Origin of the sequence: Solwaraspora sp. WMMB335, from assembly GCF_049179075.1 — a bacterium.
GTDB lineage: Bacteria > Actinomycetota > Actinomycetes > Mycobacteriales > Micromonosporaceae > Micromonospora_E.
This window is the reverse complement of the sequence record NZ_JBMHMF010000001.1, coordinates 1906500-1930652: the sequence shown is the minus strand read 5'-3', so window position 1 is coordinate 1930652 and position 24153 is coordinate 1906500. Positions and strand designations below refer to the sequence as shown.

Annotated in this window: 24 protein-coding genes; 22 read left to right on the top strand and 2 right to left on the bottom strand. The window is 70.9% G+C overall.

What is annotated here, in order from left to right; translation table 11 throughout:
* Window positions 1-133: 133 nt before the first annotated feature.
* The 12 genes from ACN27F_RS08070 (at window position 134) to dapB (ending at window position 11752) form a co-directional block, all read left to right on the top strand.
* Window positions 134-427 (top strand): DUF503 domain-containing protein, encoded by a 294-nt coding sequence (locus ACN27F_RS08070; RefSeq protein WP_421432056.1) that lies wholly within the window; start codon window positions 134-136, stop codon window positions 425-427.
* Window positions 428-522: 95 nt separating this feature from the next.
* On the top strand, window positions 523-1035 hold the full coding sequence (gene rbfA / locus ACN27F_RS08065) for a 30S ribosome-binding factor RbfA (RefSeq protein WP_421432055.1): 513 nt from the start codon (window positions 523-525) through the stop codon (window positions 1033-1035).
* Window positions 1032-2123, top strand: a complete 1092-nt coding sequence (locus ACN27F_RS08060) for a DHH family phosphoesterase (RefSeq protein ID WP_421432053.1) — start codon at window positions 1032-1034, stop codon at window positions 2121-2123. Before rbfA ends, ACN27F_RS08060 begins: the two co-directional genes overlap by 4 nt.
* Before the next feature lie 97 nt (window positions 2124-2220).
* Window positions 2221-2628: a hypothetical protein gene (locus ACN27F_RS08055; RefSeq protein WP_421432052.1), complete on the top strand. Its 408-nt coding sequence runs from the start codon at window positions 2221-2223 to the stop codon at window positions 2626-2628.
* Entirely contained in the window at window positions 2625-2843 is a 219-nt protein-coding gene (locus ACN27F_RS08050; protein WP_421432050.1) for a DUF6186 family protein, read from the top strand. Before ACN27F_RS08055 ends, ACN27F_RS08050 begins: the two co-directional genes overlap by 4 nt.
* Before the next feature lie 347 nt (window positions 2844-3190).
* On the top strand, window positions 3191-4597 hold the full coding sequence (locus ACN27F_RS08045) for an MATE family efflux transporter (RefSeq protein WP_421432048.1): 1407 nt from the start codon (window positions 3191-3193) through the stop codon (window positions 4595-4597).
* On the top strand, window positions 4590-5471 hold the full coding sequence (truB, locus tag ACN27F_RS08040; protein WP_421432046.1) for a tRNA pseudouridine(55) synthase TruB: 882 nt from the start codon (window positions 4590-4592) through the stop codon (window positions 5469-5471). The genes ACN27F_RS08045 and truB overlap by 8 nt, the downstream gene beginning before the upstream one ends.
* 94 nt (window positions 5472-5565) lie before the next feature.
* Entirely contained in the window at window positions 5566-6528 is a 963-nt protein-coding gene (locus ACN27F_RS08035) for a bifunctional riboflavin kinase/FAD synthetase (RefSeq protein WP_421432044.1), read from the top strand.
* A gap of 174 nt (window positions 6529-6702) precedes the next feature.
* Window positions 6703-6972, top strand: coding sequence for a 30S ribosomal protein S15 (rpsO, locus tag ACN27F_RS08030; RefSeq protein WP_421432042.1), 270 nt, complete (start codon window positions 6703-6705; stop codon window positions 6970-6972).
* Window positions 6973-7200: 228 nt separating this feature from the next.
* Window positions 7201-9552 (top strand): polyribonucleotide nucleotidyltransferase, encoded by a 2352-nt coding sequence (locus ACN27F_RS08025; RefSeq protein ID WP_421432041.1) that lies wholly within the window; start codon window positions 7201-7203, stop codon window positions 9550-9552.
* A 7-nt stretch (window positions 9553-9559) separates the two neighbouring features.
* Window positions 9560-10927, top strand: coding sequence for a M16 family metallopeptidase (locus ACN27F_RS08020; RefSeq protein WP_421440045.1), 1368 nt, complete (start codon window positions 9560-9562; stop codon window positions 10925-10927).
* 93 nt (window positions 10928-11020) lie between these two features.
* A complete protein-coding gene (gene dapB / locus ACN27F_RS08015) occupies window positions 11021-11752 on the top strand; it encodes a 4-hydroxy-tetrahydrodipicolinate reductase (protein WP_421440044.1) in 732 nt (243 codons plus the stop codon).
* On the opposite strand, the gene ACN27F_RS08010 is transcribed toward dapB, so the two are convergent.
* A complete protein-coding gene (locus ACN27F_RS08010) occupies window positions 11721-12362 on the bottom strand; it encodes a GNAT family N-acetyltransferase (protein WP_421432039.1) in 642 nt (213 codons plus the stop codon). The genes dapB and ACN27F_RS08010 overlap by 32 nt on opposite strands.
* 31 nt (window positions 12363-12393) lie before the next feature.
* Here ACN27F_RS08010 and ACN27F_RS08005 point away from each other — a divergent pair, with 31 nt between their 5' ends.
* The gene (locus ACN27F_RS08005; RefSeq protein ID WP_421432037.1) at window positions 12394-13701 is read left to right on the top strand and encodes a glycosyltransferase 87 family protein; all 1308 of its coding nucleotides are present in this window, start codon (window positions 12394-12396) and stop codon (window positions 13699-13701) included.
* Here the strand turns inward: ACN27F_RS08005 and ACN27F_RS08000 are convergent.
* On the bottom strand, window positions 13615-14190 hold the full coding sequence (locus tag ACN27F_RS08000; RefSeq protein WP_421432036.1) for a GNAT family N-acetyltransferase: 576 nt from the start codon (window positions 14188-14190) through the stop codon (window positions 13615-13617). The genes ACN27F_RS08005 and ACN27F_RS08000 overlap by 87 nt on opposite strands.
* Before the next feature lie 216 nt (window positions 14191-14406).
* Here ACN27F_RS08000 and ACN27F_RS07995 point away from each other — a divergent pair, with 216 nt between their 5' ends.
* From ACN27F_RS07995 to ACN27F_RS07955, 9 genes are all read left to right on the top strand, one after another.
* Window positions 14407-15603, top strand: coding sequence for an MFS transporter (locus tag ACN27F_RS07995; RefSeq protein ID WP_421432034.1), 1197 nt, complete (start codon window positions 14407-14409; stop codon window positions 15601-15603).
* Between the two features lie 11 nt (window positions 15604-15614).
* On the top strand, window positions 15615-16898 hold the full coding sequence (locus tag ACN27F_RS07990; protein ID WP_421432032.1) for a winged helix-turn-helix domain-containing protein: 1284 nt from the start codon (window positions 15615-15617) through the stop codon (window positions 16896-16898).
* Window positions 16899-16992: 94 nt separating this feature from the next.
* Window positions 16993-17529 carry a DUF2752 domain-containing protein gene (locus ACN27F_RS07985; protein WP_421432030.1) on the top strand — a complete coding sequence of 179 codons (537 nt, stop codon included), beginning with the start codon at window positions 16993-16995 and terminating at the stop codon, window positions 17527-17529.
* 108 nt (window positions 17530-17637) lie between these two features.
* Window positions 17638-18393 carry an FAD-dependent thymidylate synthase gene (gene thyX, locus ACN27F_RS07980; RefSeq protein WP_421432028.1) on the top strand — a complete coding sequence of 252 codons (756 nt, stop codon included), beginning with the start codon at window positions 17638-17640 and terminating at the stop codon, window positions 18391-18393.
* Window positions 18394-18452: 59 nt separating this feature from the next.
* Window positions 18453-19376 carry a 4-hydroxy-tetrahydrodipicolinate synthase gene (dapA, locus tag ACN27F_RS07975; protein WP_421432027.1) on the top strand — a complete coding sequence of 308 codons (924 nt, stop codon included), beginning with the start codon at window positions 18453-18455 and terminating at the stop codon, window positions 19374-19376.
* Window positions 19373-21061 (top strand): ribonuclease J, encoded by a 1689-nt coding sequence (locus tag ACN27F_RS07970; protein WP_421432025.1) that lies wholly within the window; start codon window positions 19373-19375, stop codon window positions 21059-21061. Before dapA ends, ACN27F_RS07970 begins: the two co-directional genes overlap by 4 nt.
* Before the next feature lie 100 nt (window positions 21062-21161).
* Window positions 21162-22076, top strand: coding sequence for a helix-turn-helix domain-containing protein (locus tag ACN27F_RS07965; protein ID WP_421432023.1), 915 nt, complete (start codon window positions 21162-21164; stop codon window positions 22074-22076).
* A 105-nt stretch (window positions 22077-22181) separates the two neighbouring features.
* The gene (locus ACN27F_RS07960) at window positions 22182-22379 is read left to right on the top strand and encodes a DUF397 domain-containing protein (RefSeq protein WP_421432021.1); all 198 of its coding nucleotides are present in this window, start codon (window positions 22182-22184) and stop codon (window positions 22377-22379) included.
* A 212-nt stretch (window positions 22380-22591) separates the two neighbouring features.
* The gene (locus ACN27F_RS07955) at window positions 22592-24148 is read left to right on the top strand and encodes a S1 family peptidase (protein WP_421432020.1); all 1557 of its coding nucleotides are present in this window, start codon (window positions 22592-22594) and stop codon (window positions 24146-24148) included.
* Window positions 24149-24153: the final 5 nt, after the last annotated feature.

Below are 24153 nucleotides of genomic sequence, written 5' to 3'. Positions count from 1 at the left end.
ACCTGGATCCCGCCGGTTGAATCGGGCGGTCCGCGTCGGCACGACCGTGCCGACGCGGACCGCCCGATGTCTGTCGTGGGCTTCGCGTCAAGGTCGACGTATCCGTGGCGATCGCCGACTATCCTGCGGAGCGATGTTCACCGGAACCGTGGTCTTCGACATGTTGCTGCCTGGCGACTCACGCTCGCTCAAGGCCAAGCGCTCCTACGTACGCCCGATCGTCGCGGCCCTGCGTCGTTTCGAGGTCTGCGCCGCCGAGGTCGGCGCGCTGGATCGGCACGGGCGGGCCGAGATCGGGGTGGCGGTGATCGCCGCCGACGCGGCGCACGTCCGGGAGGTCCTGGACAGTTGCGAGCGTCTGGTCGCCGCCCGCCCGGAGGTCGAACTGCTCGCTGCCCGCCGGCGCGTGTACGGTGCCGACGACTGACAGCGCGCGGCTCGCGGTGCCGGGCGCACTGCCCGGCCCATCCGTCGGCGCACGGGTAGGGTCGACACGTTGGCACCACACCGCGGAGGTGGCGAATGACTGATCCAGCCCGGGTACGCAGGCACGCGGAGCGGGTGCGTGAGCTGGTTGCTTCGGTGGTGCGTACCCAGATCAAGGACCCACGACTCGGTATGATCACCATCACCGACGCGCGGATCACCGCCGACCTGCGTGACGCCACGGTCTACTACACCGTGTTGGGTGACGCCGCGGCCCAGACCGGCACCAAGGCCGCGCTGGACAGCGCCAACGGCCTGTTGCGCAGCACCGTCGGCAAGGCACTGGGACTACGCCACTCGCCGACGCTCACCTTCGTCCACGACGACGTCCAGGAACACGCCAAGCACATCGACGACCTGCTGGCGGCGGCCCGCGACGCGGACGCGGAGGTGCAGCGGTTGGCGGCAACGGCCGACTACGCCGGTGAAGCCCAGCCGTACCGGATCGAGTCGGACGGCGACGAGGCCGACGGCGCCGAGGCCGACGGTGCCGGAACCGGCGACGAATCGGCCGGCGCGGAGCTTGATCCGAACGGGAAACGGCGATGATCAGTGTGCCCTCACCAGCGGGCCAGCTGGCCGACCGCTCGGCGGTGAGCCCCGGTCCGGCTGGACCGGATGCATCGGTTCCGGCCGGACCGCAGACGTCCGGTCCCACCGAACAGGAATGGCGTTCGGCGGTCGCCGCCGTTCAGGATGTGCCGCCGGGTGGCCGGGTGCTGCTGCTGTGTCACGTCAACCCGGACGGCGACGCGCTGGGCAGCATGCTCGGGTTCGGGCTGGGCCTGCGTCGCCTTGGCGGCAGGTCGATCCAGGCCAGTTTCCCCGGCAGCGCCGAACTTCCGCCCGCGCTGCACGGCATGCCCGGGTCGGACCTGTTGGTACCGGCCGAAGCGGTTTGGGATGATCCGGACCTCATCCTCTGCTTCGACGTGGCCAGCGCGTCCCGGTTGGGCCCGCTGGCCGACCGGATGTCGTCGTCGCGGTCGATCGTCGTGGACCACCACGCGTCCAACACCCGGTTCGGCGGGATTCACCTGATCGATCCGGCTGCGGCGGCCACCTCGATGGTCGTCGAACGGCTGCTGGACCGGCTGGGGGTCGGGTTGGACGCTCAGATCGCCGAGTGTCTCTACGTCGCGTTGGTCACCGACACCGGATCCTTCCGGTTCGACATGACGACACCGGCGGTGCATCAGATGGCTGCCCGCCTGCTGGCTACCGGGATTCGTCCGGCGGAGATCGCCCGGCGGGTCCTCGACAGCCGGCCGTTCGGGGCGGTCCGTCTTTTCGGTGAAGCGCTACGACGTAGTGTGCTCGAGCCGACGGCGGCCGGCGGGCTGGGGCTGGTCTGGACCTATGCCACCCTGGCTGACCTGGACCGGCACGACCAGCGCCCGTACGTGCTGGAGGCCCTGATCGATTCGGTGCGCTGCACCGTGGAGGCGGACGTCAGCTGCGTGCTCAAGCAGATCGCCGAGGCCGGGTGGGCGGTTTCGATGCGGAGCAAGGGTGGGGTCGATGTCAGCCGGGTGGCGGTCGCGCTCGGCGGTGGTGGTCATCGGCACGCCGCCGGGTTCACCGGCACGGGCAGTGCCGAGGACGTGATCGCGATGATCCGGACCCAACTGGGCTGACCGGTATCACGGCTGGCGGTGGGCGGGCGGAGAATCCGGGACATGCCGGGGTTCGGGCACGCTTCACCCGACGTGTGTTCACGGCGACAATCGGATGATGGAACAGCCACCTGAGCTTGCCGCGGACATGCCTCGGGCCTGGGACCGGCCGGCGGTCTCGATGCCGATCATCGCCGTGTTCTCGTTGGTCGGTGGTCAGCTCCCGTCGTTCTCGGCCGCGGCGAACCTGTACGCGATCGGCACCGGCGGGGCGCTGATCTGGCTCGGCCTGTCGCATCGGGTGCCCCGGCGTCCGACCCCGCGCCGGCTCGGTGACGGCGCCGTCTGGTGGGTGGTGCCGATCGCCGTGTTCACCGCGTTCGAATCGGTGACCTTCGCGCTCGGCTCGACCGACGATTTTCCGACCTTCTCCAGCCTGGCGGATCCGGTACTTGAGGACCAGCTGCCACGTTCGGCGGCCTACTTCGCCTGGCTTGCCGGCTTCTGGGCACTGGTGCGTCGATGAGCACGACGAGGATCGTGGTCATCGCGGGGTTCACTAGCGCGATCATCCTGCTCGTGGCGATCGAGGCGTTGGCCCGGCGGCCCGGCTCCCGAATCCCGACCTTCGGCGACGTCTGTGCCTATGTGATGCAGTACGAGGTGGGCCGGGTACCGGTTGGCCGGATCGGAGTGCTCGGGTTCTGGTGGTGGGTGGGTTGGCACTTCTTTGCGCGTTGATCGATAAATAGAGATTCTTCTTTCCCGTATTGTGGGAACGGTGCGCAGGATGTGGACCTGAACGATAACTTGGTTTTTGTTGCGGGCCACACCTGCCTGCCTCTTGTCCGCCTGGCTGCGGCCCCCGGTGACCCCGGCCTGCCCGCCTGAAACGCCGGGTGTGAACCTCCGTTCGAGAAGGTCGTGCCGTCATGCCCAGTAAGCCCAAGCCGGAAAATGTCGACGATGCCCGCGAGCAGGCCCGCCGGGCTCTGCAGATGTCGATGGACACCCGTCAGTAACCAACCCTGCGGGTAAGTGACCTACGCGATAGCGATCCTTACCGGAGGCTGCGACGCTAGGCGTCGATGAAACCGAGCGACGTGCCGGCGCCCGCCCAGTCCCCGGCACTGAGCCGGCGGATCGCCGGCTTGGCCCTGCCCGCATTGGTGGTGCTGGCGGCGGAGCCGCTCTACGTGCTTGTGGACACCGCTGTCGTGGGTCACCTCGGCCCGGTGCCGCTCGCCGCCGTCGCCATCGGCGGCACGGTGATGTCCGTGGCCGCCTGGCTCGGCACCGCCGCCGCGTACGGGACCACCGGTCGGGCCGCCCGCCGGTACGGTGCCGGCGACCGCGCCGCGGCGGTTGCCGAAGGCGTCCAGGCGTCCTGGCTGGCGCTCGTCGCCGGAGCGGTCTTCGCGTTGGCCATGCAGGTGTTGGCCGGGCCGATCAGTACCGCGCTCGCAGGTGGTGCGAACCCGGTCGCCGACGCCGCCGGACAGTGGCTGCGGGTGGCGGCCTGGGGCGCGCCGGGGCTGCTGCTCGCCGCCGCCGGGAACGGGTGGATGCGCGGGGTACAGGAAACCCGGCGCCCGGTACGGTTCGTGCTCGCGGCCAACGTACTGTCGGCGTTGCTCTGCCCGGTTCTGGTCTATCCGGCCGGGTTCGGCCTGACCGGATCGGCGCTGGCCAACGTCCTCGCACAGACCGTCGGCGGTGGGCTGTTCGGCTACGCGCTGGTGCGGACCGCGGTCTCGCTGCGGCCACGCCCGGACCTGGTCGTCGCACATCTGGCGGTCGGCCGGGATCTGTTGGTCCGGGGCGCGGCTTTCCAGGCGAGCTTCCTGTCCGCCACGGCGATCGCTGCCCGGTACGGCACCGTGCAGGTCGCCGCCCATCAGATCGCCATCCAGTTGTGGTTCTTCACGGCGCTGGCCATGGACGCCCTGGCCATCGCCGCGCAGTCGTTGGTCGGAGCCGCGCTGGGCGCCGGTGACGCCAGGGCCGCCCGTGCCCTGGCCCGGCGGGTCGTGCTGCTCGGTGCGTTCGCCGGAACCGCGTTCGCACTGTTGTTCGCGCTCGGCGCCGGCGTGATCCCAAGCTGGTTCAGCGCCGATCCCGGCGTGCACGAGCAAGCCATGATCGCCTGGCCGTGGTTCGTCGCCCTGCAACCGGTGGCTGGCGTGGTCTTCGCTCTCGATGGTGTCTTCATCGGCGCCGGCGACCTGCGATATCTGCGGAACATGACGATCGGCGCGGCGCTCGGCGGATTCCTGCCGGCCATCTGGCTCGGGTACGCCTTCGACCTCGGCCTGGGCGGTATCTGGGCCGGGCTCGCGGTGTTCATGGTGATCCGCCTGGCGGCGTTGACTCACCGCCTGCGTTCGCCCCGATGGACAGTGCTCGGCGTGCCGACAGGTCGCGCCCGACCGCCGGCCGGGCCCTGCGTTGGCCGACCGAGTCGGGCGTCTGGCAGGCTTGGCAGCCGTGAGTGAGCACGGACTGATCGTGGTCGACAAACCGGCCGGGATGACCTCGCACGACGTCGTCGCCCGGATCCGCCGGTTGGCCGGTACCCGCCGGGTCGGCCACGGCGGAACACTGGATCCGGCGGCGACCGGAGTGCTGGTCGTCGCGGTCAACCGCGCCACCCGGCTGCTCACCTACGTGATCGGTGCGGGCAAGCGGTACACCGCCACCATCAGGCTGGGCGTGTCGACGGTCACCGACGATGCCGAGGGTGAGGTGACCGCCCGGACCCCGGCGACCGGGACCACCCAGGAACAGATCCGAGCCGGGTTGGCCGCACTCACCGGCGAGATCGACCAGGTGCCGAGCGCGGTCAGCGCGATCAAGATCGACGGCCAGCGGGCGTACCGTCGGGTCCGGGCCGGCGAACAGGTGGCCATGACCGCACGGCGGGTGACGATCTCCCGGCTCGAGGCGCACGCCGTCCGCCCGGCCGGTGCGGCCGTCGACGTCGACGTCGAGGTCGCCTGCTCCTCGGGTACGTACGTCCGGGCGATTGCCCGTGATCTCGGCACCGCGCTAGGCGTCGGCGGACACCTCACCGCCCTGCGCCGTAGCGCGGTCGGCGGATTCGACCTGGCCGAGGCGCTCACCCTGGCCGAGCTCGCGGATCGTGCCCCGGACGTGGTCCAGCTGCCGATGGCGGAGGCGGCCAGCCGGTTCCTGCCCCGGCGCGACGTCGACGCCGCCGAGGCCCGGGTGCTCGGCCACGGTGGGCCGATCGCCCCGGCCGGCCAGCCCGGCCCGTACGCGGTGTTCGCTCCCGACGGAGAACTGCTCGCGGTGGTTTGCGAGCGGGACGGCCGGGCCCGCGCGGAGATCGTGCTCGCTCCGGCGTGACGGTACGGTGCTTCGTCCCGGCGTGACAGCATCGAACCCGGCCGGTGGCCCGGCACGACCGGATGGAATCCTGGCGGCACAGGCAGGAGGCAGCATGCAACGGATGCGCGGAGTACCATCGGCGGGCGGCGGCTGGGGCCGGTCCGTGGTGACCATCGGTGTGTTCGACGGCATCCACCGCGGACACCAGGCGATCATCGGACACGCCGTCAAGCGTGCCCACGACCTCGGCGTCCAGTCGGTCGTGGTCACCTTCGACCCGCACCCGGCCGAGGTGGTGCGCCCCGGCAGCCATCCGGCGGTACTCACCGGACCGGCCCGCAAGGCGGAGCTGATCGAGTCCCTCGGCGTGGACGTGCTCTGCGTGCTGCCGTTCACCATCGAGTTCTCCCGGCTGACCGCCGAGCAGTTCGTGCACGATCTGCTCGTCGAGCAGTTGCACGCGGCCTTGGTCGTGGTCGGGGAGAACTTCCGGTTCGGGCACCGGGCCAGCGGCGACGTGGCGTTGTTGGAGCGGCTCGGACGCACCTTCGGCTTCGCGGTGGAGGGCGCGGAGCTGGTCGTCGACGACGGCACGGTCTTTTCCTCGACGTACATCCGGTCCTGTATCGACGCGGGTGACGTGACCGCCGCGGCGGCCGCGCTCGGCCGGCCGCACCGTCTTGAGGGCGTGGTCGTCCGCGGCGACCGGCGGGGCCGGGAGATCGGGTTTCCGACCGCGAACCTGCTCACCCCGCGCTACACCGCCGTGCCCGCCGACGGCATCTACGCCGCCCGGCTGGTCCGCTCGGAAGGTCCGGTCCGCCCCGACGGACTCAGCGGGGGAGGACCCGGTCTGCCGGCCGCCGCCTCCATCGGCACAAACCCGACGTTCGCCGGTCGCGATCGCCGGGTCGAGGCCTTCATCCTGGACTTCGACAGCGACATCTACGGTGAGCAGGTCGCGATCGACTTCATCGCCCGGCTGCGGGAGACCCGCCGCTACGACGGGGTCGCACCGTTGATCGCCCAGATGAACGAGGACGTGACCCAGGTACGGGCGGTACTGGGGGCCTGAGCGCCGCCGCCGGGCGACGGAACGGATTCGACGCACCGTGGCCTTGCGGCCCCGCCCGGCGACCTGCTGGTAGCCTGAACGGCAGCGTCGGACCACCGACGGTTCGTCCGGCATGCCTGCACGACGCCGCGGGCACCGAACGAAAGGCAAACCCCTTAACAGATCAGGGAGATCATGGCGCTCGATCAGGAAGCCAAGCGCAAGATCCGTGCGGACTACGCCACCACCGACGCGGACACCGGTTCGCCGGAGGTCCAGGTGGCCGTGTTGACCAAGCGGATCGCCGACCTCACCGGGCACCTCAAGGTGCACAAGCACGACCACCACAGCCGTCGTGGTCTGCTCCTGCTGGTCGGTCGGCGCCGCCGGCTGCTCAACTACCTGCAGAAGAAGGACATCAACCGCTACCGGTCGCTCATCGAGCGGTTGGGTCTGCGGCGGTGACGTCCCGGCGCGGCGGCGGTCGTCCCGGCCGTCCCGCGCCGGACCACATTTGACATCGGCCAACGACGATTTGTCGAAGGGGAGCCGGTCAGCGTACCGGTCCTCGGTAGTGGCCCCCGGGCCAGCCGGCGACGCCGGCTCCCCCGGGCGCTTCGATCGATGACCGGCCGCCCGAGCAGCTCCCCGACGTCGTGGCCACCCGACGTACACAAGGAGTGCGACAGCACAATGACCGAGCAGAACACTCTCGGCACCCAACACAGCACCGCGGTGATCGACAACGGGTCCTTCGGCACCCGGGAGATCACCTTCTCCACCGGACGGCTGGCCCGCCAAGCGGCCGGCTCGGTGATCGCCCAGCTCGGCGACACCGTGGTGCTCTCCGCCACCACGGCCAGCAAGCAGCCCCGCGAGCACTTCGACTTCTTCCCGCTCACCGTCGACGTGGAAGAGCGGATGTACGCCGCCGGCCGCATTCCCGGGTCCTTCTTCCGCCGGGAGGGCCGGCCCAGCGAGGAAGCGATCCTCACCTGCCGGCTGATCGACCGGCCGTTGCGCCCGTCGTTCACCAAGGGCCTGCGCAACGAGGTGCAGGTGGTCGAGACCGTCCTCGCACTCGACCCGGCCCACCCGTACGACGTGGTCGCGATCAACGCCGCGTCGATGTCGACCAAACTGTCCGGCCTGCCGTTCTCCGGGCCGATCGGGGCCACCCGGGTCGCCCACGTCGAGGGCCAGTGGGTGTCGTTCCCGACGTTGGACGAACTGTCCCGGGCCACTTTCGACATGGTCGTCGCCGGTCGGACACTGCCCGACGGCGACGTGGCGATCATGATGGTCGAAGCCGAAGCGACCTCCGACGCGGTGGGTCTGATCGCCGGTGGGGCGACCGCTCCGACCGAGGAGATCGTGGCCAGCGGCCTGGAAGCAGCCAAACCGACCATTCGCGAGCTGTGCCGGGCGCAGCGCGAGCTCGCTGACGTCGCGGCCAAGCCGGTGGTCGAGTTCCCGATCTTCCTGGACTACGGCGACGACGTCTACGAGGCGGTCGCCGCCGTCGGCCGGGACGAGGTCGCCGAGGCGCTCAAGATCGCCTCCAAGGCGGAGCGCGAGGACGCGCTGGAGCGGATCAAGGACAAGGTCGCCGGAGAGCTGGCCGAGCGCTTCGAGGGCCGCGAGAAGGAGCTGGGTGCGGCGTTCCGGTCGCTGACCAAGTCCGAGGTGCGTGCGCGGGTGCTGCGCGACCAGGTACGCATCGACGGCCGTGGGCCGCGTGACATCCGGCCGCTGACCGCCGAGGTCGGCGTGCTGCCCCGGGTGCACGGTTCGGCGCTGTTCGAGCGCGGCGAGACCCAGATCCTCGGGGTCAGCACGCTGAACATGCTCCGGATGGAGCAGACCCTGGACACGCTCTCCCCGGACAAGGCCAAGCGCTACATGCACAACTACAACTTCCCGCCGTACTCCACCGGGGAGACCGGCCGGGTCGGCTCGCCCAAGCGCCGCGAGATCGGTCACGGCGCGTTGGCCGAGCGGGCGCTGATTCCGGTGCTGCCCTCGCGCGAGGAGTTCCCGTACGCGATCCGCCAGGTTTCCGAGGCGATCGGCTCCAACGGCTCGACCAGCATGGGTTCGGTCTGCGCCTCGACCCTGTCGATGCTGTCCGCCGGCGTGCCGCTGAAGGCTCCGGTGGCCGGGATCGCGATGGGGCTGATCTCCGACGAGGTGGACGGTCAGACCCGTTTCGTCACGCTGACCGACATTCTCGGTGCCGAGGACGCCTTCGGCGACATGGACTTCAAGGTCGCCGGGACCCCGGAGTTCGTCACCGCGCTGCAGTTGGACACCAAGCTGGACGGTATCCCGTCCGACGTGCTCGCCGCCGCGCTGCAGCAGGCCCGTGAGGCGCGGCTGACCATCCTGGGCGTGATGGGCCAGGCGATCGGGTCACCGGCCGCGATGAGCGAGCACGCACCGCGGGTGACCACCGTGAAGATCCCGGTCGACAAGATCGGCATGGTGATCGGCCCGAAGGGCCAGACCATCAACGCCATCCAGGACGAGACCGGAGCGGACATCTCGATCGAGGACGACGGCACGATCTACGTCGGCGCCACGAACGGACCGGCCGCCGAGGCCGCGGTCGAGCGGATCAACGCGATCGCCAACCCGACCCTGCCGAAGGTCGGCGACAAGTTCCTCGGCACCGTGGTCAAGACCGCCGCGTTCGGCGCCTTCATCTCGTTGCTGCCCGGTCGTGACGGGCTGCTGCACATCTCCAAGGTGGGCGACGGCAAGCGGGTCGAGCGGGTGGAGGACCACCTCAACGTCGGGGACAAGGTCGAGGTGCAGATCGCCGACATCGACGCCCGAGGCAAGATCTACCTGGACAAGGTACGGCCGGAAGGCGCCGAGGCGCCGGCTGCGGCGGAAGACGCCAGCGGCGAGCGGCCGGCCGGCCGGGAGCGCGGCGACCGGGGGCCGCGCGATCGCGGCGACCGCGAGCGCGGCGACCGCGGCCCGAGCCGGGGTGACGGCGAGGGCGGCGAGCAGCGCCGGCGGCGTAACCGGCACAGCTGACCCGGTGGTGCCACGGACCGATCCGGTCACCGGCCGGGGTCCGTCCCGCCCGGTGACCAGGACGCTCACCGACGACCCGTTGGGCGGCACGGTACGCCGTACCGTGCTGCCCAACGGGTTGCGGGTGATCACCGAGGCGATCCCGGCGATGCGCAGCGTCTCCTTCGGCGTCTGGGTCGGTGTCGGTTCCCGCGACGAGACCCCGGCCCGCTCCGGTGCCTCCCACTTTCTGGAACACCTGCTGTTCAAAGGCACCAGACGGCGTACCGCCTGGGAGATCTCCGCCGCGATCGAGGCGGTCGGGGGCGAGACCAACGCGTTCACGGCCAAGGAGTACACCTGCTACTACGCCCGGGTGCTCGACGCGGATCTGCCGCTGGCCATCGACGTCGTCTGCGACCTGGTCGCCAACTCGGTGATAGATCCGGCCGACGTGGAGACCGAACGTGGGGTGATCCTCGAAGAGATCGCCATGCACGACGACGAGCCTGACGACGAGGTCCACGATCTGCTCGCCGGCGCGGTCTTCGGCCCGCATCCGCTCGGCCGGCTGATCTCCGGCACCGAGGCGACGATCTCCGCGCTGACCCGCCGGCAGATCAACGACTTCTACCGCCGCCGGTACACCCCCGGGGCGATGGTGATCGCCGCCGCCGGCAACCTCGATCACCGTAGCGTGGTCCAGCAGGTTCGGGCTGCGCTGCGCGCCAGCCCGCTGGATCCCCGGTCGCCGGGCCGACCGGACCCGCCACGGCCGACGACCCCGGCGGTACGGATCCGCCCGCCCCGGGTCCTACTGCGGCGCAAGGAGACCGAGCAGGCGCATCTGGTGCTCGGCGGGCCGGGCATCAGCCGTGGCGACGACCGACGGTTCGCCCTCGGGGTGCTCAACAACGTCCTCGGCGGCGGCATGTCCAGCCGGCTGTTCCAACAGGTACGGGAACGTCGCGGGCTGGCCTACTCCGTCTACTCATACGCCAGCCAGTACGCCGACGGCGGGATGTTCGGGGTGTACGCCGGCTGTGCGCCCGGCAAGGTCGACGAGGTGCTGGAGCTGGTCCGCGCCGAACTCACCGGAGTCGTCACCCACGGCATCGACGCCGATGAACTCGCTCGGGGCAAGGGAATGAGTCGCGGCGGTTACGTGCTCGGGCTGGAGGACACCGGTTCGCGGATGGGCCGGCTGGCAAAAGGTGAACTGCTCTACGGCGAGCAGTTGACTGTCGACCAGTTGCTGGCCCGGGTGGCCGCCGTCACCGCGGACGACGTCGGGGCGATCGCCGCCGACCTGCTGACCCGGCCGATGTCGCTGGCGGTGATCGGCCCGGTGGAGTCCGCCGCGCTCGATGCCACCGGGCCGCTGGCGGTGGGATAGGTTGTGCCGGTGAGTGAGAATGGTGCGACCGCGACCGCTGCCCCGACCGACCAGGCCGTCGTCGGTGACCAGGCCGTCGCCGGGCCGACCCGGGTGGCGGTGCTCGGCGCCCAGGGCCGGATGGGCACGGAGGTCTGCCGGGCGGTGAACACCAGCGGCGATCTCGAACTGGTGGCAATGGTCGACCAGGGTGACGGGCTGGCAGCCGTCCGCGACGCCGGGGCGGACGTGGTCGTCGACTTCACCACGCCCGACGTGGTCATGGACAACCTGCGCTGGTGCGTCGACCAGGGTGTCAACGCCGTGGTCGGTACCAGCGGATTCACCGCCGACCGGTTCGACCAGATCCGTGGCTGGCTGTCCGGGAAACCCGCCGTCGGCGTGGTCGTCGCCCCCAACTTCGGCATCGGCGCGGTGCTGATGATGCAGTTCGCGGCGCGGGCGGCCCGCTATTTCGAATCGGTGGAAATCATCGAGCAGCACCACCCCGCCAAGGTCGACGCGCCGAGCGGCACGTCCAGCCACACCGCCCGGGTGATCGCCCAGGCGCGTACGGCGGCCGGGCTGGGCGCGATGCCCGACGCCACCACGAGCGAGCTGCCCGGTGCCCGGGGTGCCGACGTCGACGGGGTGCGCGTGCACTCGGTGCGGGCCGCCGGTCTCATCGCCCATCAGGAGGTGCTCTTCGGCACCACCGGGGAGACGCTGACCATCCGACACGACTCGTACGACCGGGTGTCGTTCATGCCCGGGGTGCTGCTCGCCGTCCGGTCGGTGCTGCGGCGACCCGGTCTCACGGTCGGGCTGGACGCGTTGCTCGACTGACGTCACCGACGGCCGGCCCGCCGTCGACCGGTGGCGGTCGCTCGTCGGTCGGCGGCACCGCCACGTGCAGCCGCAGCTGCGGCACGAGCAGGTCGTCGACGTCCAGTGCCCGGGCCGCGCCGTCAGCCGCCCAGCCGGCCGAGCCGAGGAACGTACGGGTCGCCGGATCCCGCTCGAACGCCCAGGCCACAGCGGTGTCGAAGCCGTCGGAGCGCCACAGGTCGACGGCTGCGGCGAGCAGTCGGCTGCCGTGTCCGCGCCGTCCCCAGCGCGGTTCGACCAGCAGGTCGGTGACTGCGGCCACCCGATCGGTGAGCGCGGTGGGCGGTTCGCCAGGCGCGAGTGCCTGCTCGTCGGCCGGGCCCGCCGCGAGGAAGCCCACCAGATACGATTGCTCGGCCTGCTCGACGGCGACCAGCACCCGGTGCCGTGGCGACGGCGCACCGGTGATCGCGGCGTCCCAGCGCTGCGCCAGCCAGGCCTCGTCCAGCCCGTCGAGCACCTGCCGGGGCAGCAGTCGCCGGTAGGCGATCCGCCAGGTGGTCAGCTGGATGCGGGCGATGTCACCAGCGTCGCCCGGTCGGGCAGGACGGACATATCCGAGCGCCATGACTGGTCAGCGTACGGACAGGAGGGCGGCCATGCCGCAGCGGGCCGCCGGGCGTACCGGCCGGCAGATGGCGATCGTGGCCGGCCTCGCGGTCGTCGTCGCCGCGTTCCTCGCCGTCGCGGCCGACCGGCACGGCTTTTTCGACCTGAAGGTCTACTACGGCGCGATGCACCACTGGGTGCGCGACGGCGGCGAACTCTACGACCACATGAAGCCGTTCAGCCAGTACGGCTTCACCTATCCGCCGTTCGCCGCGCTGACCATGCTGCCGATGGCGTTCCTGCCGTGGCCCCTCGCGATCGTGGTGAGCGTGAGTTTGGCGGTGGTGACCAGCGCCCTGTTGCTGTGGTGGCTGGTCGACCCGGTCGCCCGGCGGCAAGGCTGGACCCGCTGGTTCGCGTTCGCGATCGCCGGGTGCCTGGTCGCCGCGTACGAGCCGATGCGTGAGACGGTCAGTTTCGGGCAGGTCAACACGCTGCTGCTGGTGCTGGTCGCGGCCGACCTGCTGTGGCTGGTGGCGGCCCGGTCGCCGATGTCCCGGCGGTGGCGCCGGTTCGCCGGGGTGGGTGTCGGGCTGGCCACCGCGATCAAGCTCACGCCGGGCATCTTCATCGTCTACCTGCTGGTCACCCGGCGCTGGCGGGCCGCGCTCACCGCCTCGGTCACCGCCACTGTGGCCACTCTGATCGCCGCCGCGCTCGCCCCGGACGCCTCCCGCGAGTTCTGGACCCAGGCGCTGTGGAACACCGACCGGGTGGGGGCGCTCGACTTCGTGTCGAACCAGTCGCTGCGTGGGATCGTCGCCCGGCTGGATCCGCTGCACCCGAGTACGGCGGCGTGGCTGGTGCTGGTGGCGGCCACGCTCGTCTGGTGGGCGTGGCGGTGTCGGGCCGCGGTCGCCACCGGTGACGAGACCACCGGGTTCGCGTTGACCGCGGTGGTCGGCTGCCTGGTCAGCCCGGTGACCTGGGTGCACCACCTGGTCTGGCTGCTGCCGGCGCTGGTCCTGCTGGTCGACAACGGGCTGGCCGCCGCCCGGGGCAGTCGCCGGCGGCGGGCGTTGTTGGGCTTCGCCGTGGTCGCGTACCTGTTGTTGATCAGCCGGCTGGTATGGCTCTGGCGCAATGCCGATGCCGCCAACCTGCTCGGTTTCGTGGGCAGTAACGCGTACGCCTGGGTGAGCGTCGGGCTGCTGCTGTTCCTGCCGGTACGCCGGCTGGCCGCCGACCGGAGCCGGCCGGCGGCGGCCAGCTCAGCCGGTGTCGGCGAGGATCCGGCCGTCGTCGATGCGGGCCAGGTAGCGCACCTCGTCGAGGCCGACCGGGGTTTGTCCCGGTGACCGGGGGACCTGGTAGACGCTGCGTTCTCCGTCCGGGCGCAATCCGGCCGCCTCGTAGAACCGTCGCGCCCGGTGGTTGCCGTCGAGCACCCACAACCGCATCGTGCGCCAGCCCTGCCCGGTCAGCCCGGCGATCGAGGCGGTGAGCAGGGTCCGACCGATCCCGTGGCCCCAGTACGTCGGGTCGACGTACATGCTGACGATCTCGCCGTAGGCCGGGTCGAGCCGATCCCGGTCCTGGTCTATCCGGTACGGGCCGAAGGTGCCGAACCCGACGATCCGCTCGCCGTCGGTGGCGACCAGGGTGCGGAACGGATGGTCCGGCGCGGTGGTGCCCACCTCCCGGCGTCGCTGCGCCCAGGCGGCGACGTTCAGTCGGTCGAGGACATCGGCGGGGACGAGGCCCGCGTAGCCTGCCTGCCATGCCCGGACGTGGACACCGGCGATGGCTTCGGCGTCGTCCGGAGTCTCTTGTCTGACTTCTGGCATATGAGGATTTCTATCCGGATTTGTCGTCTACGTCCAGTAGTGCGCGGCGAGTGTCGGATCCCTCGCACCGTAGGTGTCGGGGCGTGCTGCGGGCGACGGCACACGGAACGGCCCCGGCACCGGGTCAGCCTCGGTGAGTGTGACATCGTCGCCTCGGCACGGGTCGATCACGTGCGTCCAGTCCATCCGGGGGCAGTCTTGTCGATCGTGGCTGCGGTGCGGCAGTCCCTGCGGCGGTGGGCGGCGCTGGGACTGGTCTTTGTCACCGTCGGGTTGTCGGCCGCGATGGTCTCGCCGTACCTCACCCTCTTCCTCGACGACGCCGTCGGCGCCGACGCCACCCAGGTCGCGGTCCTTCTCGTCGTCGCACCACTCTCCTCGGTCGTGGTGTCCGCGATCATCGGCCGGATCTCCGACCGACTGCCGAGCCGGCGCGGGCTGCTGACCGGCGCCGCGCTGGCCGGCTGCGCCTCCAGCGCGTTGGCCGCCGTCGTACGCGACTACTGGGCCTTCCTGATCATCACGATCACCCTGACCGCCTGCGCACAGGCGATGTTGCCGCAGATGTTCGCCTACGCCCGTGAGTCGGTGACCGAACCCGACCGGGTAGCGATGACCATGAGTACGCTGCGTACGCTCTTCTCTCTCGCCTGGGTGGCGGGTCCACCGCTGGCCTCGGTGCTGCTCACGACCGGTGGTTTCACTCTGACGTTCACCACCTCGTCGCTGATGTACGCCACGGCGGCGGCCGTGGCGTACCTGGCGTTGCGTGGGCGACGCGCGGCGGTATCCGACGACGGCCCGACCGTCGACGGACACGGTGCCGACGCACCGCGGCGTACCATCTGGTCGAACCTGGCCGTGTTCGTCCTCACCTGGGCCGCCACGAACCTCGCCGTCCAGTCACTTCCGCTGTTCACCACCCGGGAACTCGGGCACGGGGTCGGGTCCGCCGGTCTGCTGCTCGGCCTGTGCGCCGGACTCGAAATCCCCATCATGATCGGCCTCGGCGTGCTCTCCCTGCGCATCCCGGTGGGCCGGCTCCTGATCGTCGGCGCCGGCTGCGGGTTCGCCTACATGACCTTGGTCTGCTTCGCGACCGACCTGTGGCAACTGGCCGCCGGGCAGGTCCTGAACGCAACGGCGATCGCCGCGCTGAGCGGCCTCGGCATCACGTACATGCAGGACATGATGCCCCGCGACCGTGGGCGTGCCTCCACCCTGTACACCAACAGCATTCCGATCGGCGGCCTGCTCGCCGGCCCGGTCCTCGGCGCGGCCCAACAGGCCGGCTACCGCCTGCCGTACGCGGTCGCGGCCCTGTGCTACGTCGTGGCGCTCGGCCTGCTCGTCCTCGCCCGCACCGGGGGCTCCGGTGGCTCCGGCGCGACGATTGTCGTACCGATGCGTTAGCTTGCCCTGCGATGCCCGCGCCAGACAGTCTCTCACTCGCTCAGGCCCGCCGGATCGCGCTGGCCGCCCAGGGGTTCACCGATCCCGCCCCGGCCGGCGTGCCGACCCGTCGGCACCTGCGCCGGGTGCTGGACCGGGTCGGCCTGATCCAGATCGACTCGGTCAACGTCCTGCAACGCGCCCACTACCTGCCGTTGTACAGCCGGCTCGGCCCGTACCCGACGGCGCTGCTGGACCGGGCGGCCTTCCACGCCCCCCGTGACCTGTTCGAATACTGGGGGCACGAGGCCTCGCTCATCCCGGTCGACCTGCAGCCGGCGCTGCGCTGGCGGATGGCCCGAGCCCGCCAGGACGCCTGGGGCGGCATGCGGCGCATCGCCGTCGAGCAACCCGACCTGGTGGCCTGGGTACGTGACGAGATCCGCGCCAAGGGACCGCTGACCGCCGCCGAGATCGAGCAGGACGCCGCCCGGCCCAGCGGCAACTGGGGTTGGAACTGGTCGGCGGTGAAGACCGCCCTGGAATACCTCTTCTGGGCCGGGGAGGTCACCTCGGCCCGGCGTAGCGGCTCCTTCGCCCGTTGCTACGACCTGCCCGAGCGGGTGCTGCCACCGCGCGTGGTGGGCGCCGCGACACCGACCGAGGCGCAGGCGCACCGGCAACTGGTCGAGACCGCCGCTCGCAGTCTGGGCGTGGCGGCCGAGCCGGAGCTGCGCGACTACTTCCGGTTGCCGGCGTCGGCTGTCCGTCCGGTCGTCGCCGATCTCGTCGCCGAAGGGGTGCTGCGGCCAGTGACCGTACAGGGCTGGCGCCAGCCCGCCTACCTGCACCACCGTGCCCGGCTGCCGCGCTGGGTACGGGCGGCGACGCTGATCAGCCCGTTCGATCCGGTGGTGTGGGAGCGGGCCCGCACCGAGCGGCTGTTCGGGCTGCGCTACCGGATCGAGATCTACGTGCCGGCCGCCCAGCGGGTGTACGGCTACTACGTGTTGCCGTTGCTCGAAGGCGACCGGCTGACCGCGTTGGTCGACCTCAAGGCGGACCGGGCGGCCGGAGTGTTGCGGGTCCCCGCCGCCTGGCTGGTCCCGCCGCCGGCGCACGACACCCGCGGCGGCGCCCGCGACGCGTCGGGTGACCCCGAGCGGACCGCTGACGCGCTGGCCAGCGAGCTGTTCCGGATGGCCGGCTGGTTGGGCCTGTCCGAGGTGTCGGCGCCGGTAGCCGGTGACTTCGCCGGCCCGCTCGCCGCCGCGCTGGTCGCCGTGGCCGGGCGGCGCGCGGTGCCGGCGGGATGAGAATCCCCACCGGGCACCGGGCACCGGACCCGACCAGCGGCGTGCGATCGCGGTGTACGGTGAGAAAATCCGCTCCACGGGAGGACACGTGACGATGGTGAGCACCGACGGCAGCGGCGCGAGCCGAGCCGCCGCCGTCGAGGGTCCGGTGATCGCACATCCGTACCCGTCGCAAGTGCCCCAGCCGGACCGGCTGACCGGCTTCGTCAACCGGCTCGTGGCCAGGTCGCCGCGCTGGCTGGCGCCGCTCGCGGTGCTCGGCTGCATCGGTGCCGCCGCCGGGTACACCGTGGTCACCGATCCCACGAACAGCACCGCCGAGGCGGCGCCGACCTGCCTGTTGAAGCTCACCACCGGCCTGGACTGTCCGGGCTGCGGCGGCACCCGGGCGGTGTGGTACGTGCTCACCGGCGACGTCGGGGCCGCTGCCCGGCACCACCTGCTGCTGGTCTTCGCGATTCCGTTCCTGCTCTACATCTACCTTGCCTGGGCGGGCCAGCAGGTGTTCCGGTGGCGGCTGCCGCAACTGCAGCTCAGCCCGACGGTCATTGGCTGGTCTCTCGGCGTCTGGCTGGCCTTCGCCGTGCTTCGCAATCTGCCCTGGGCACCGTTCACCTGGTTCTACGTCTGACGTCTGACGTCCGACACGTCTGTGCCGCCGTCCTCCGACACGTCTGTGCCCCCGTCCGGCCCGGTACCGGCGTTGCCGCCGGTACCGGCGGCAACTAGAGTCCGAGAAATGCCGGAAATCGTGTCACCGCAGGTCACGCTGATCGCGTGGACCCACTTCGAGCCGCCTGCCGAGGTCGACTGGTCGACCGATGCCGAGGGCGGCCAGGCGCTGGCGGAGTTCGCCGGGCGAGCCTGCTACCAGTCGTGGCGCAAACCCAACCCGGTCACCGCCACGAACGCCGGCTACCTCCAGCACATCCTGGACAGCGGTCACCTGTCCGTGCTGGAACACGGCAGCGTCACCTTCTACCTCACCGGGATCTCCCGGTCGCTCACCCACGAGCTGGTCCGGCACCGGCACTTCTCGTACTCCCAGCTGTCCCAACGCTACGTCCCCGAGCGTGACGCCGCGATGGTCGAACCGTCCGTGATCGCCGAGGATCCCCAGTTGCACGAGAGGTTCGTGGCCGCCGCGGACGCGAGCGTGCGTGCCTACACCGAACTGCTCGAAGGGCTGGAAAAGCGGTTCGCCGACGTGGCGAACCCGACGCTGCGCCGTAAGCAGGCCCGCCAGGCCGCCCGGGCGTTGCTGCCCAACGCCACCGAGACGCGGATCGTGGTGACCGGCAACTACCGGGCCTGGCGACACTTCATCGGCATGCGGGCCACCGAGCACGCCGATGTGGAGATCCGTGAGCTCGCGGTGGAGTGCCTGCGGCAACTGCAGCGGGTGGCGCCGAACGTGTTCGCCGACTTCACCATCAGCGCGCTGCCGGACGGCACCGAGGTCGCGAACAGCCCGTACACCGGCCAAGCGGAGTAGATCTCATACCCGTACGGGAGCGCCGGGAAGGCGGTGCGCTCGTCCGATAGGTTGTCCATATGACGCAGCACCACCTCGCCGGCAGCGGTCCGGGCGCCCCGGGTCCGTTCGGGCGACTTCTCACGGCCATGGTCACACCACTGGCCGGTGACGGTTCGCTCGATCTCGACGGAGCCGCTCGCCTGGCCAGCTACCTGGTCGACGAGCAGGCCAACGACGCGCTGGTGATCAGCGGCACCACCGGCGAGTCGCCGACCACCTCCGATGCCGAGAAGGATCGGCTGCTCCGGGTGGTCGTGGAGGCCGTCGGCGACCGTGCCCAGGTGGTTGCCGGCGTCGGCACCAACGACACCCGGCACACCATCGAGCTGGCCACCGCTGCGGAAAAGGCCGGGGCGCACGGGCTGCTCGTGGTCACGCCGTACTACAACAAGCCGCCGCAGACCGGCGTCGTCCGGCACTTCACCGCGATCGCCGACGCGACCAGCCTGCCGATCCTGGCCTACGACATCCCGCACCGCACCGGGATCCCGCTGACCAGCGAGACCCTGGTCCGCCTCGCCGAGCATGAGCGCATCGTCGGAGTCAAGGACGCCAAGGGCGATCTGACCGCCACCTCCTGGGTGACCAGCCGGACGGACCTGGCCTTCTACAGCGGCGAGGACGCGCTCACCCTGCCGATGCTGGCGGTCGGCGGGGTCGGTCTGGTCGGCACCTCCACCCATCTGGTCGGCGCGCCCACCAAGAAGATGATCGAGGCGTACGCCGCCGGTGACGTCGCCACCGCGCTGGCCCTGCACCGGCGGCTGCTGCCGCTGTTCACCGGGATCTTCCGCAGCCCGGGCACGATGCTGGTCAAGGCCGCGTTGGCGGCGCTCGGGATGCCCGCCGGCCCGGTGCGACCGCCGTTGACCGACGCGACCGAGGCCGAACGCGACCAGTTGCGCGCCGACTGCGCCGACGCCGGGCTGGAGCTGCCGTGAGCCAGGCGCACGTCGAACTCGATCTGCCCCCGGCGTTGCCCGCCGGCGGCCTGCGGATCATCCCTCTTGGCGGGCTCGGTGCCATCGGTCGCAACATGACCGTCTTCGAGTTCGACGGCAAGTTGCTGATCGTCGACTGCGGGGTGCTCTTTCCCGACGTCGAGCAGCCAGGCGTCGACCTCATCCTGCCCGACTTCACCCCGATCCTGGACCGGCTCGCCGACGTACAGGCGATCGTGCTGACGCACGGCCACGAGGATCACATCGGTGCGGTGCCCTACCTGCTCGCCCACAAGCCGGACATCCCGCTGGTCGGCTCGCAGTTCACCCTGGCTCTGGTCGAGGCCAAGCTGGCCGAGCGGCGCATCGAGCCGTACGCGCTGACCGTCCGCGAAGGCCAGCGTGAGCGGATCGGCCCGTTCGAGTGCGAGTTCTTCGCGGTCAACCATTCCATTCCGGACGCACTCGCGGTGGCCATCCGTACGCCGGCCGGGCTGGTGCTGCACACCGGTGACTTCAAGATGGACCAGCTACCGCTGGACGGGCGGATCACCGACCTGGCCGGGTTCGCCCGCCTCGGGGCCGAGGGCGTCGACCTGTTGCTGTCCGACTCGACCAACGCCGAGATGCCCGGTTTCGTCACTCCGGAGCGCGACATCGGCCCGGTGTTGGACGCGATCTTCGCCAAGGCCCGTGGCCGGATCATCGTGGCGAGCTTCGCCTCGCACGTGCATCGCGTGCAGCAGGTCCTCGACTCGGCGTACGAGTACGACCGCAAGGTGGCGCTGATCGGCCGTTCCATGGTGCGCAACATGGGCATCGCCCGTGATCTCGGTCTGCTGCGCATTCCGCCCGGGCTGGTCGTCGGGATGGACGAGGTGACCGGGCTGCGGCCCGAGGAGATCGTGCTGATGTCGACCGGCTCGCAGGGCGAGCCGATGAGTGCGCTCGGCCGGATGGCCACCGGCGACCACCGGCACATCACCGTGGCCCCGGGTGACACCGTGGTGCTGGCCAGCTCGCTGGTGCCGGGCAACGAGACCTCCGTCTACCGGGTGATCAACCAGCTGTCCCGGGCCGGCGCGACCGTCATCCACAAGGACGTGGCCAAGGTGCACGTCTCCGGGCACGCCCCGGCCGGGGAGCTGCTCTACCTGCTCAACGTGGTGCGGCCGAGCAACCTGCTGCCGGTGCACGGTGAGTGGCGGCACCTGCGGGCGCACGCCCGGCTCGGGATCGAGTCCGGCCTGGACCCGCAGCGCGTGGTGCTCTGCGAGGACGGCGACGTGGTCGATCTGGTCGACGGGCACGCCAGCCTCGTCGGGCACGTCAAGAGCCGGTACGTCTACGTGGACGGGCTCGCGGTCGGCGACGTCGGTGAGTCGTTGTTGACCGAGCGGCGGATCCTCGGTGACGGCGGGTTCATCGCGGCCACCGTCGTGGTCGACTCGGTGACCGGGAAGGTGGTGGGTGGCCCGACCGTGTCCGCGAAGGGGTTCTCCGAGGATCCGGAGGCGTTCAACGCCGTCATTCCGTTGATCACCGAGGCGCTGACGCGGGCTGCCGCCGACGGCATCACCGACCCGCACCAACTGCAGCAGGTGGTCCGCCGGATCGTGGGGCGCTGGGTCAACGACGCGTACCGGCGCCGGCCGATGATCGTGCCGACCGTGGTGGAGGTTTGACGCCGATCCGGTAACGGTCAGCGGCCGACCAGGGCTGACCCAGCCGCGACTTGGCGGCATACTGAGGGCCGGTCACTCACCGTCGTCCGGAAGGGCGGACATGCGTGACGGTCCCGGCCCCAACGGGTCTCCAGCAGCGGCACGATGGAGGCTGCGGCTCGCGTTGCGCCGTGCGCGTGAAGCGGCGGGGCTGACCCAGGGCCGGGTGGCCGAAACGCTCGAGTGGTCGGTCTCCAAGGTCAACCGGATCGAGAAGGGCGACGTCACCGTCTCCGCCACCGATCTGCGGGCGTTGCTGGGGTTGTACGGTGTCGACGACTACGACGACGTGCGGCGGCTGCTGCACGACGCCCGGACCTCACGGCTGCGCGGCTGGTGGGACGAGCCGCGCTACCGGGAGCATCTCACCCCGGCGATGCTGCAGCTGCTGCAGCTGGAGAGCGAGGCCAGCGCCATCCGGGTGTTCCAGCCGACGCTGATTCCGGGCATGCTGCAGACCCGCGAGTACGGGGAGTTCGTACTGAACTTCTGGCGTAGCGAACTCGCCGAGGCCGACCGGGCGCTCCGCCTGGAAGCCCGGTTGCGCCGCCGGCAGCAGGTGTTGGACCGCAGCGATCCGCCGTTGTTGCGACTGGTGCTCGACGAGTCGGTGCTCTGGCGCACCGTCGGCGGGCCGCGCATCATGTCGGGGCAGTTCACCCAGCTGCTGCAGGTGATGCGGCGGCCCAACGTCCAGGTCCGGATCGCGCCGTTCGCCGACGCCGCGATCATGGCCATGCTCGCACCGTTCACCCTGCTCGACTTCGGCGACGAGGACGACGCGTTGCTCTACCGCGAGGGGATCCTGGTCGACGAGATCGTGCATGCCGCCCATCGGATCCGCCGCCACCGCGACTACTTTGCGCACATCTGGCGGGCCGCGCACGATGAGCAGACCTCGGCTCGGCTGATCGCCGAGCGTTGCGTCGCGCTCGCCGCGCTCGCCGGGCCTGGGTCACTGCCGACCGTCGGGTGAGCCGACCGTCGGGTTGGACGCCGTCGACACCGGCCACGCTCGGTGCGTATCGGTCTGGCAATCTATGCGTTGAATGTGCAGAATGCCAGAAAGGTGTGATGTGCCATGTTGCGAACGACCGATGGTTGGCGGCGCAGCGGCCGATGCGACACGAACGCGTGTGTCGAGGTCGCCGCTACCTGCGCAGGAGGCGTGGCGTTGCGCGACTCGGCCCTGCCCGACGGCCCGCACCTGCGGTTCGACCCGCGACCGTGGCGCAGTTTCGTCCGTGGGATCGGGCGCGGGGACTTCGCCGCCCGGTAGGACCAGGTGGAGGCTGACCACTACCGGGCGCGATACGTCGTACGCGCCACGGGCGGGTCCGGTTCACCCGGCCAGCTGTGATATGCCGCATCCAGCCGAACCTGATCCATCGACGGGCATTGCCCGTACCTCCGCACGGCGCGACCAGCGCGGGGCACGCGGCGGAGGGAGACACGATGCGGCGCCGGAGGATGACCACTGCAGGAGTCACGGTGGCTACCGTCGGTCTGCTGGCCGCGGTGACCCTGCCGGCGATCGCCGGCGACGGGCGGCACGCGCCGGACATCACCGCCGTTGAGTCCGCAGCCACCGCCGTTGAGTCCGCAGCCGCCACCGGGGACGTCGCGGCGCCGGAGGTCGTCGCGGCCCTCGGCCGTGACCTCAGAATCAGCGCTGGCCAGGCCCGGGCCCGGCTGGCGACCGAGCGGTGGGCCAGCCGAACCGCCAGCGCGCTGCGCGCCGAGTTGGACACGGCCTACGGCGGTGCGTGGCTCACCGACGACGGTGCCGATCTCGTCGTCGCGGTCACCGACGAGACCCTGGCCGGCCAGGTGCGGGCGACCGGTGCACAGGTCCGGGTGGTGGCCCGCAGCCAGCGGACGCTGGACACGGTCAAGCGAGGCCTCGACGACAGCGCGGCGAGCGCGACACCCGATCTGGCCGGCTGGTACGTCGACGTCGCCGCCAACACCGTCGTACTGCTCGCCCAGCCCGGCGCCGAGCCGGCCGCACGCGCGTTCGCGACCGCTGCCGGTGTGCCGGCCGGGGCGGTCCGGGTCGTCGCCTCCGACGAGGCCCCGGTGCCGCTGTTCGACGTACGCGGTGGCGATCCCTACTTTATCGATCGAAGCGGGCGCTGCTCAATCGGTTTCTCGGTGGTCGGCGGTTTCGTCACCGCCGGCCACTGTGGGCGGCCAGGCGCGCGGACCACCGGATTCAACCAGGCCGCCCAGGGCGTCTTCCGTACCTCGTCCTTCCCCGGCGACGACTGGGCGTTCGTCGAGGTCAACGACGACTGGACAGCGCAGCCGGTGGTCAACGACTTCAACGGTGCGACGGTGCCGGTGGCCGGCAATCTGGAAGCCCCGGTAGGCGCCAGCGTCTGCCGGTCCGGCTCGACCACCGGCACCCGCTGTGGACGGATCCAGGCGAAGAACGCGACGGTCAACTATCCAGAGGGCACCGTCACCGGGCTGACCCGCACCGACGTCTGCGCCGAGCCGGGTGACTCGGGCGGTGCCTGGCTCTCCGGCGACCAGGCGCAGGGAGTCACCTCCGGCGGCTCCGGCAACTGCCGGATTGGCGGGGTGACGTTCTTCCAACCGCTGACCGAGATCCTCCAGGCCAACAACCTGACCCTGGTCACCACCAGCGGCGGCGAAACGCCGGGCGCGCCGGCGCCGAGTGCCGCACCGACCGGGCCGGCGGATGTCGTGCCGACCGCAGCCCCGCAGGACCGGTGCGCCGCGCACGAGGTGGTCCGCGAAGGTGAGTTGAGCCGGCCCGGCAGTCGGCAGATCCAGCCGGACGGGCGGTTCTTCCGCGCCGGGACCGGACGCCACCGGGCCTGTCTGCAAGGTCCGGACGGGACTGACGTCGATCTGGTGCTGCAGCGGTTCACCACCGACGGTTGGCGTACGGTCGCCTGGGCCGACACCCCCGGTGCACTGGCGTTGCTGGCATTCTCCGGACCCGCCGGTGCCTACCGCTACCGGGTGGAGTCCGAACAAGGCGTGGGCGGTTACCTCCTCGGGTTTTCGGTGAACTGACCGCC

Excerpts from the sequence above, each read along its gene's own strand:
- ACN27F_RS08070 (WP_421432056.1), top strand. The coding sequence starts at position 134 with ATGTTCACCGGAACCGTGGTCTTCGACATGTTGCTGCCTGGCGACTCA.
- rbfA (WP_421432055.1), top strand. The coding sequence starts at position 523 with ATGACTGATCCAGCCCGGGTACGCAGGCACGCGGAGCGGGTGCGTGAG.
- ACN27F_RS08060 (WP_421432053.1), top strand. The coding sequence starts at position 1,032 with ATGATCAGTGTGCCCTCACCAGCGGGCCAGCTGGCCGACCGCTCGGCG.
- ACN27F_RS08055 (WP_421432052.1), top strand. The coding sequence starts at position 2,221 with ATGGAACAGCCACCTGAGCTTGCCGCGGACATGCCTCGGGCCTGGGAC.
- ACN27F_RS08050 (WP_421432050.1), top strand. The coding sequence starts at position 2,625 with ATGAGCACGACGAGGATCGTGGTCATCGCGGGGTTCACTAGCGCGATC.
- ACN27F_RS08045 (WP_421432048.1), top strand. The coding sequence starts at position 3,191 with ATGAAACCGAGCGACGTGCCGGCGCCCGCCCAGTCCCCGGCACTGAGC.
- ACN27F_RS08035 (WP_421432044.1), top strand. The coding sequence starts at position 5,566 with ATGCAACGGATGCGCGGAGTACCATCGGCGGGCGGCGGCTGGGGCCGG.
- rpsO (WP_421432042.1), top strand. The coding sequence starts at position 6,703 with ATGGCGCTCGATCAGGAAGCCAAGCGCAAGATCCGTGCGGACTACGCC.
- ACN27F_RS08025 (WP_421432041.1), top strand. The coding sequence starts at position 7,201 with ATGACCGAGCAGAACACTCTCGGCACCCAACACAGCACCGCGGTGATC.
- ACN27F_RS08010 (WP_421432039.1), bottom strand. The coding sequence starts at position 12,362 with ATGGCGCTCGGATATGTCCGTCCTGCCCGACCGGGCGACGCTGGTGAC.
- ACN27F_RS08005 (WP_421432037.1), top strand. The coding sequence starts at position 12,394 with ATGCCGCAGCGGGCCGCCGGGCGTACCGGCCGGCAGATGGCGATCGTG.
- ACN27F_RS08000 (WP_421432036.1), bottom strand. The coding sequence starts at position 14,190 with ATGCCAGAAGTCAGACAAGAGACTCCGGACGACGCCGAAGCCATCGCC.
- ACN27F_RS07990 (WP_421432032.1), top strand. The coding sequence starts at position 15,615 with ATGCCCGCGCCAGACAGTCTCTCACTCGCTCAGGCCCGCCGGATCGCG.
- ACN27F_RS07985 (WP_421432030.1), top strand. The coding sequence starts at position 16,993 with ATGGTGAGCACCGACGGCAGCGGCGCGAGCCGAGCCGCCGCCGTCGAG.
- thyX (WP_421432028.1), top strand. The coding sequence starts at position 17,638 with ATGCCGGAAATCGTGTCACCGCAGGTCACGCTGATCGCGTGGACCCAC.
- dapA (WP_421432027.1), top strand. The coding sequence starts at position 18,453 with ATGACGCAGCACCACCTCGCCGGCAGCGGTCCGGGCGCCCCGGGTCCG.
- ACN27F_RS07965 (WP_421432023.1), top strand. The coding sequence starts at position 21,162 with ATGCGTGACGGTCCCGGCCCCAACGGGTCTCCAGCAGCGGCACGATGG.
- ACN27F_RS07960 (WP_421432021.1), top strand. The coding sequence starts at position 22,182 with ATGTTGCGAACGACCGATGGTTGGCGGCGCAGCGGCCGATGCGACACG.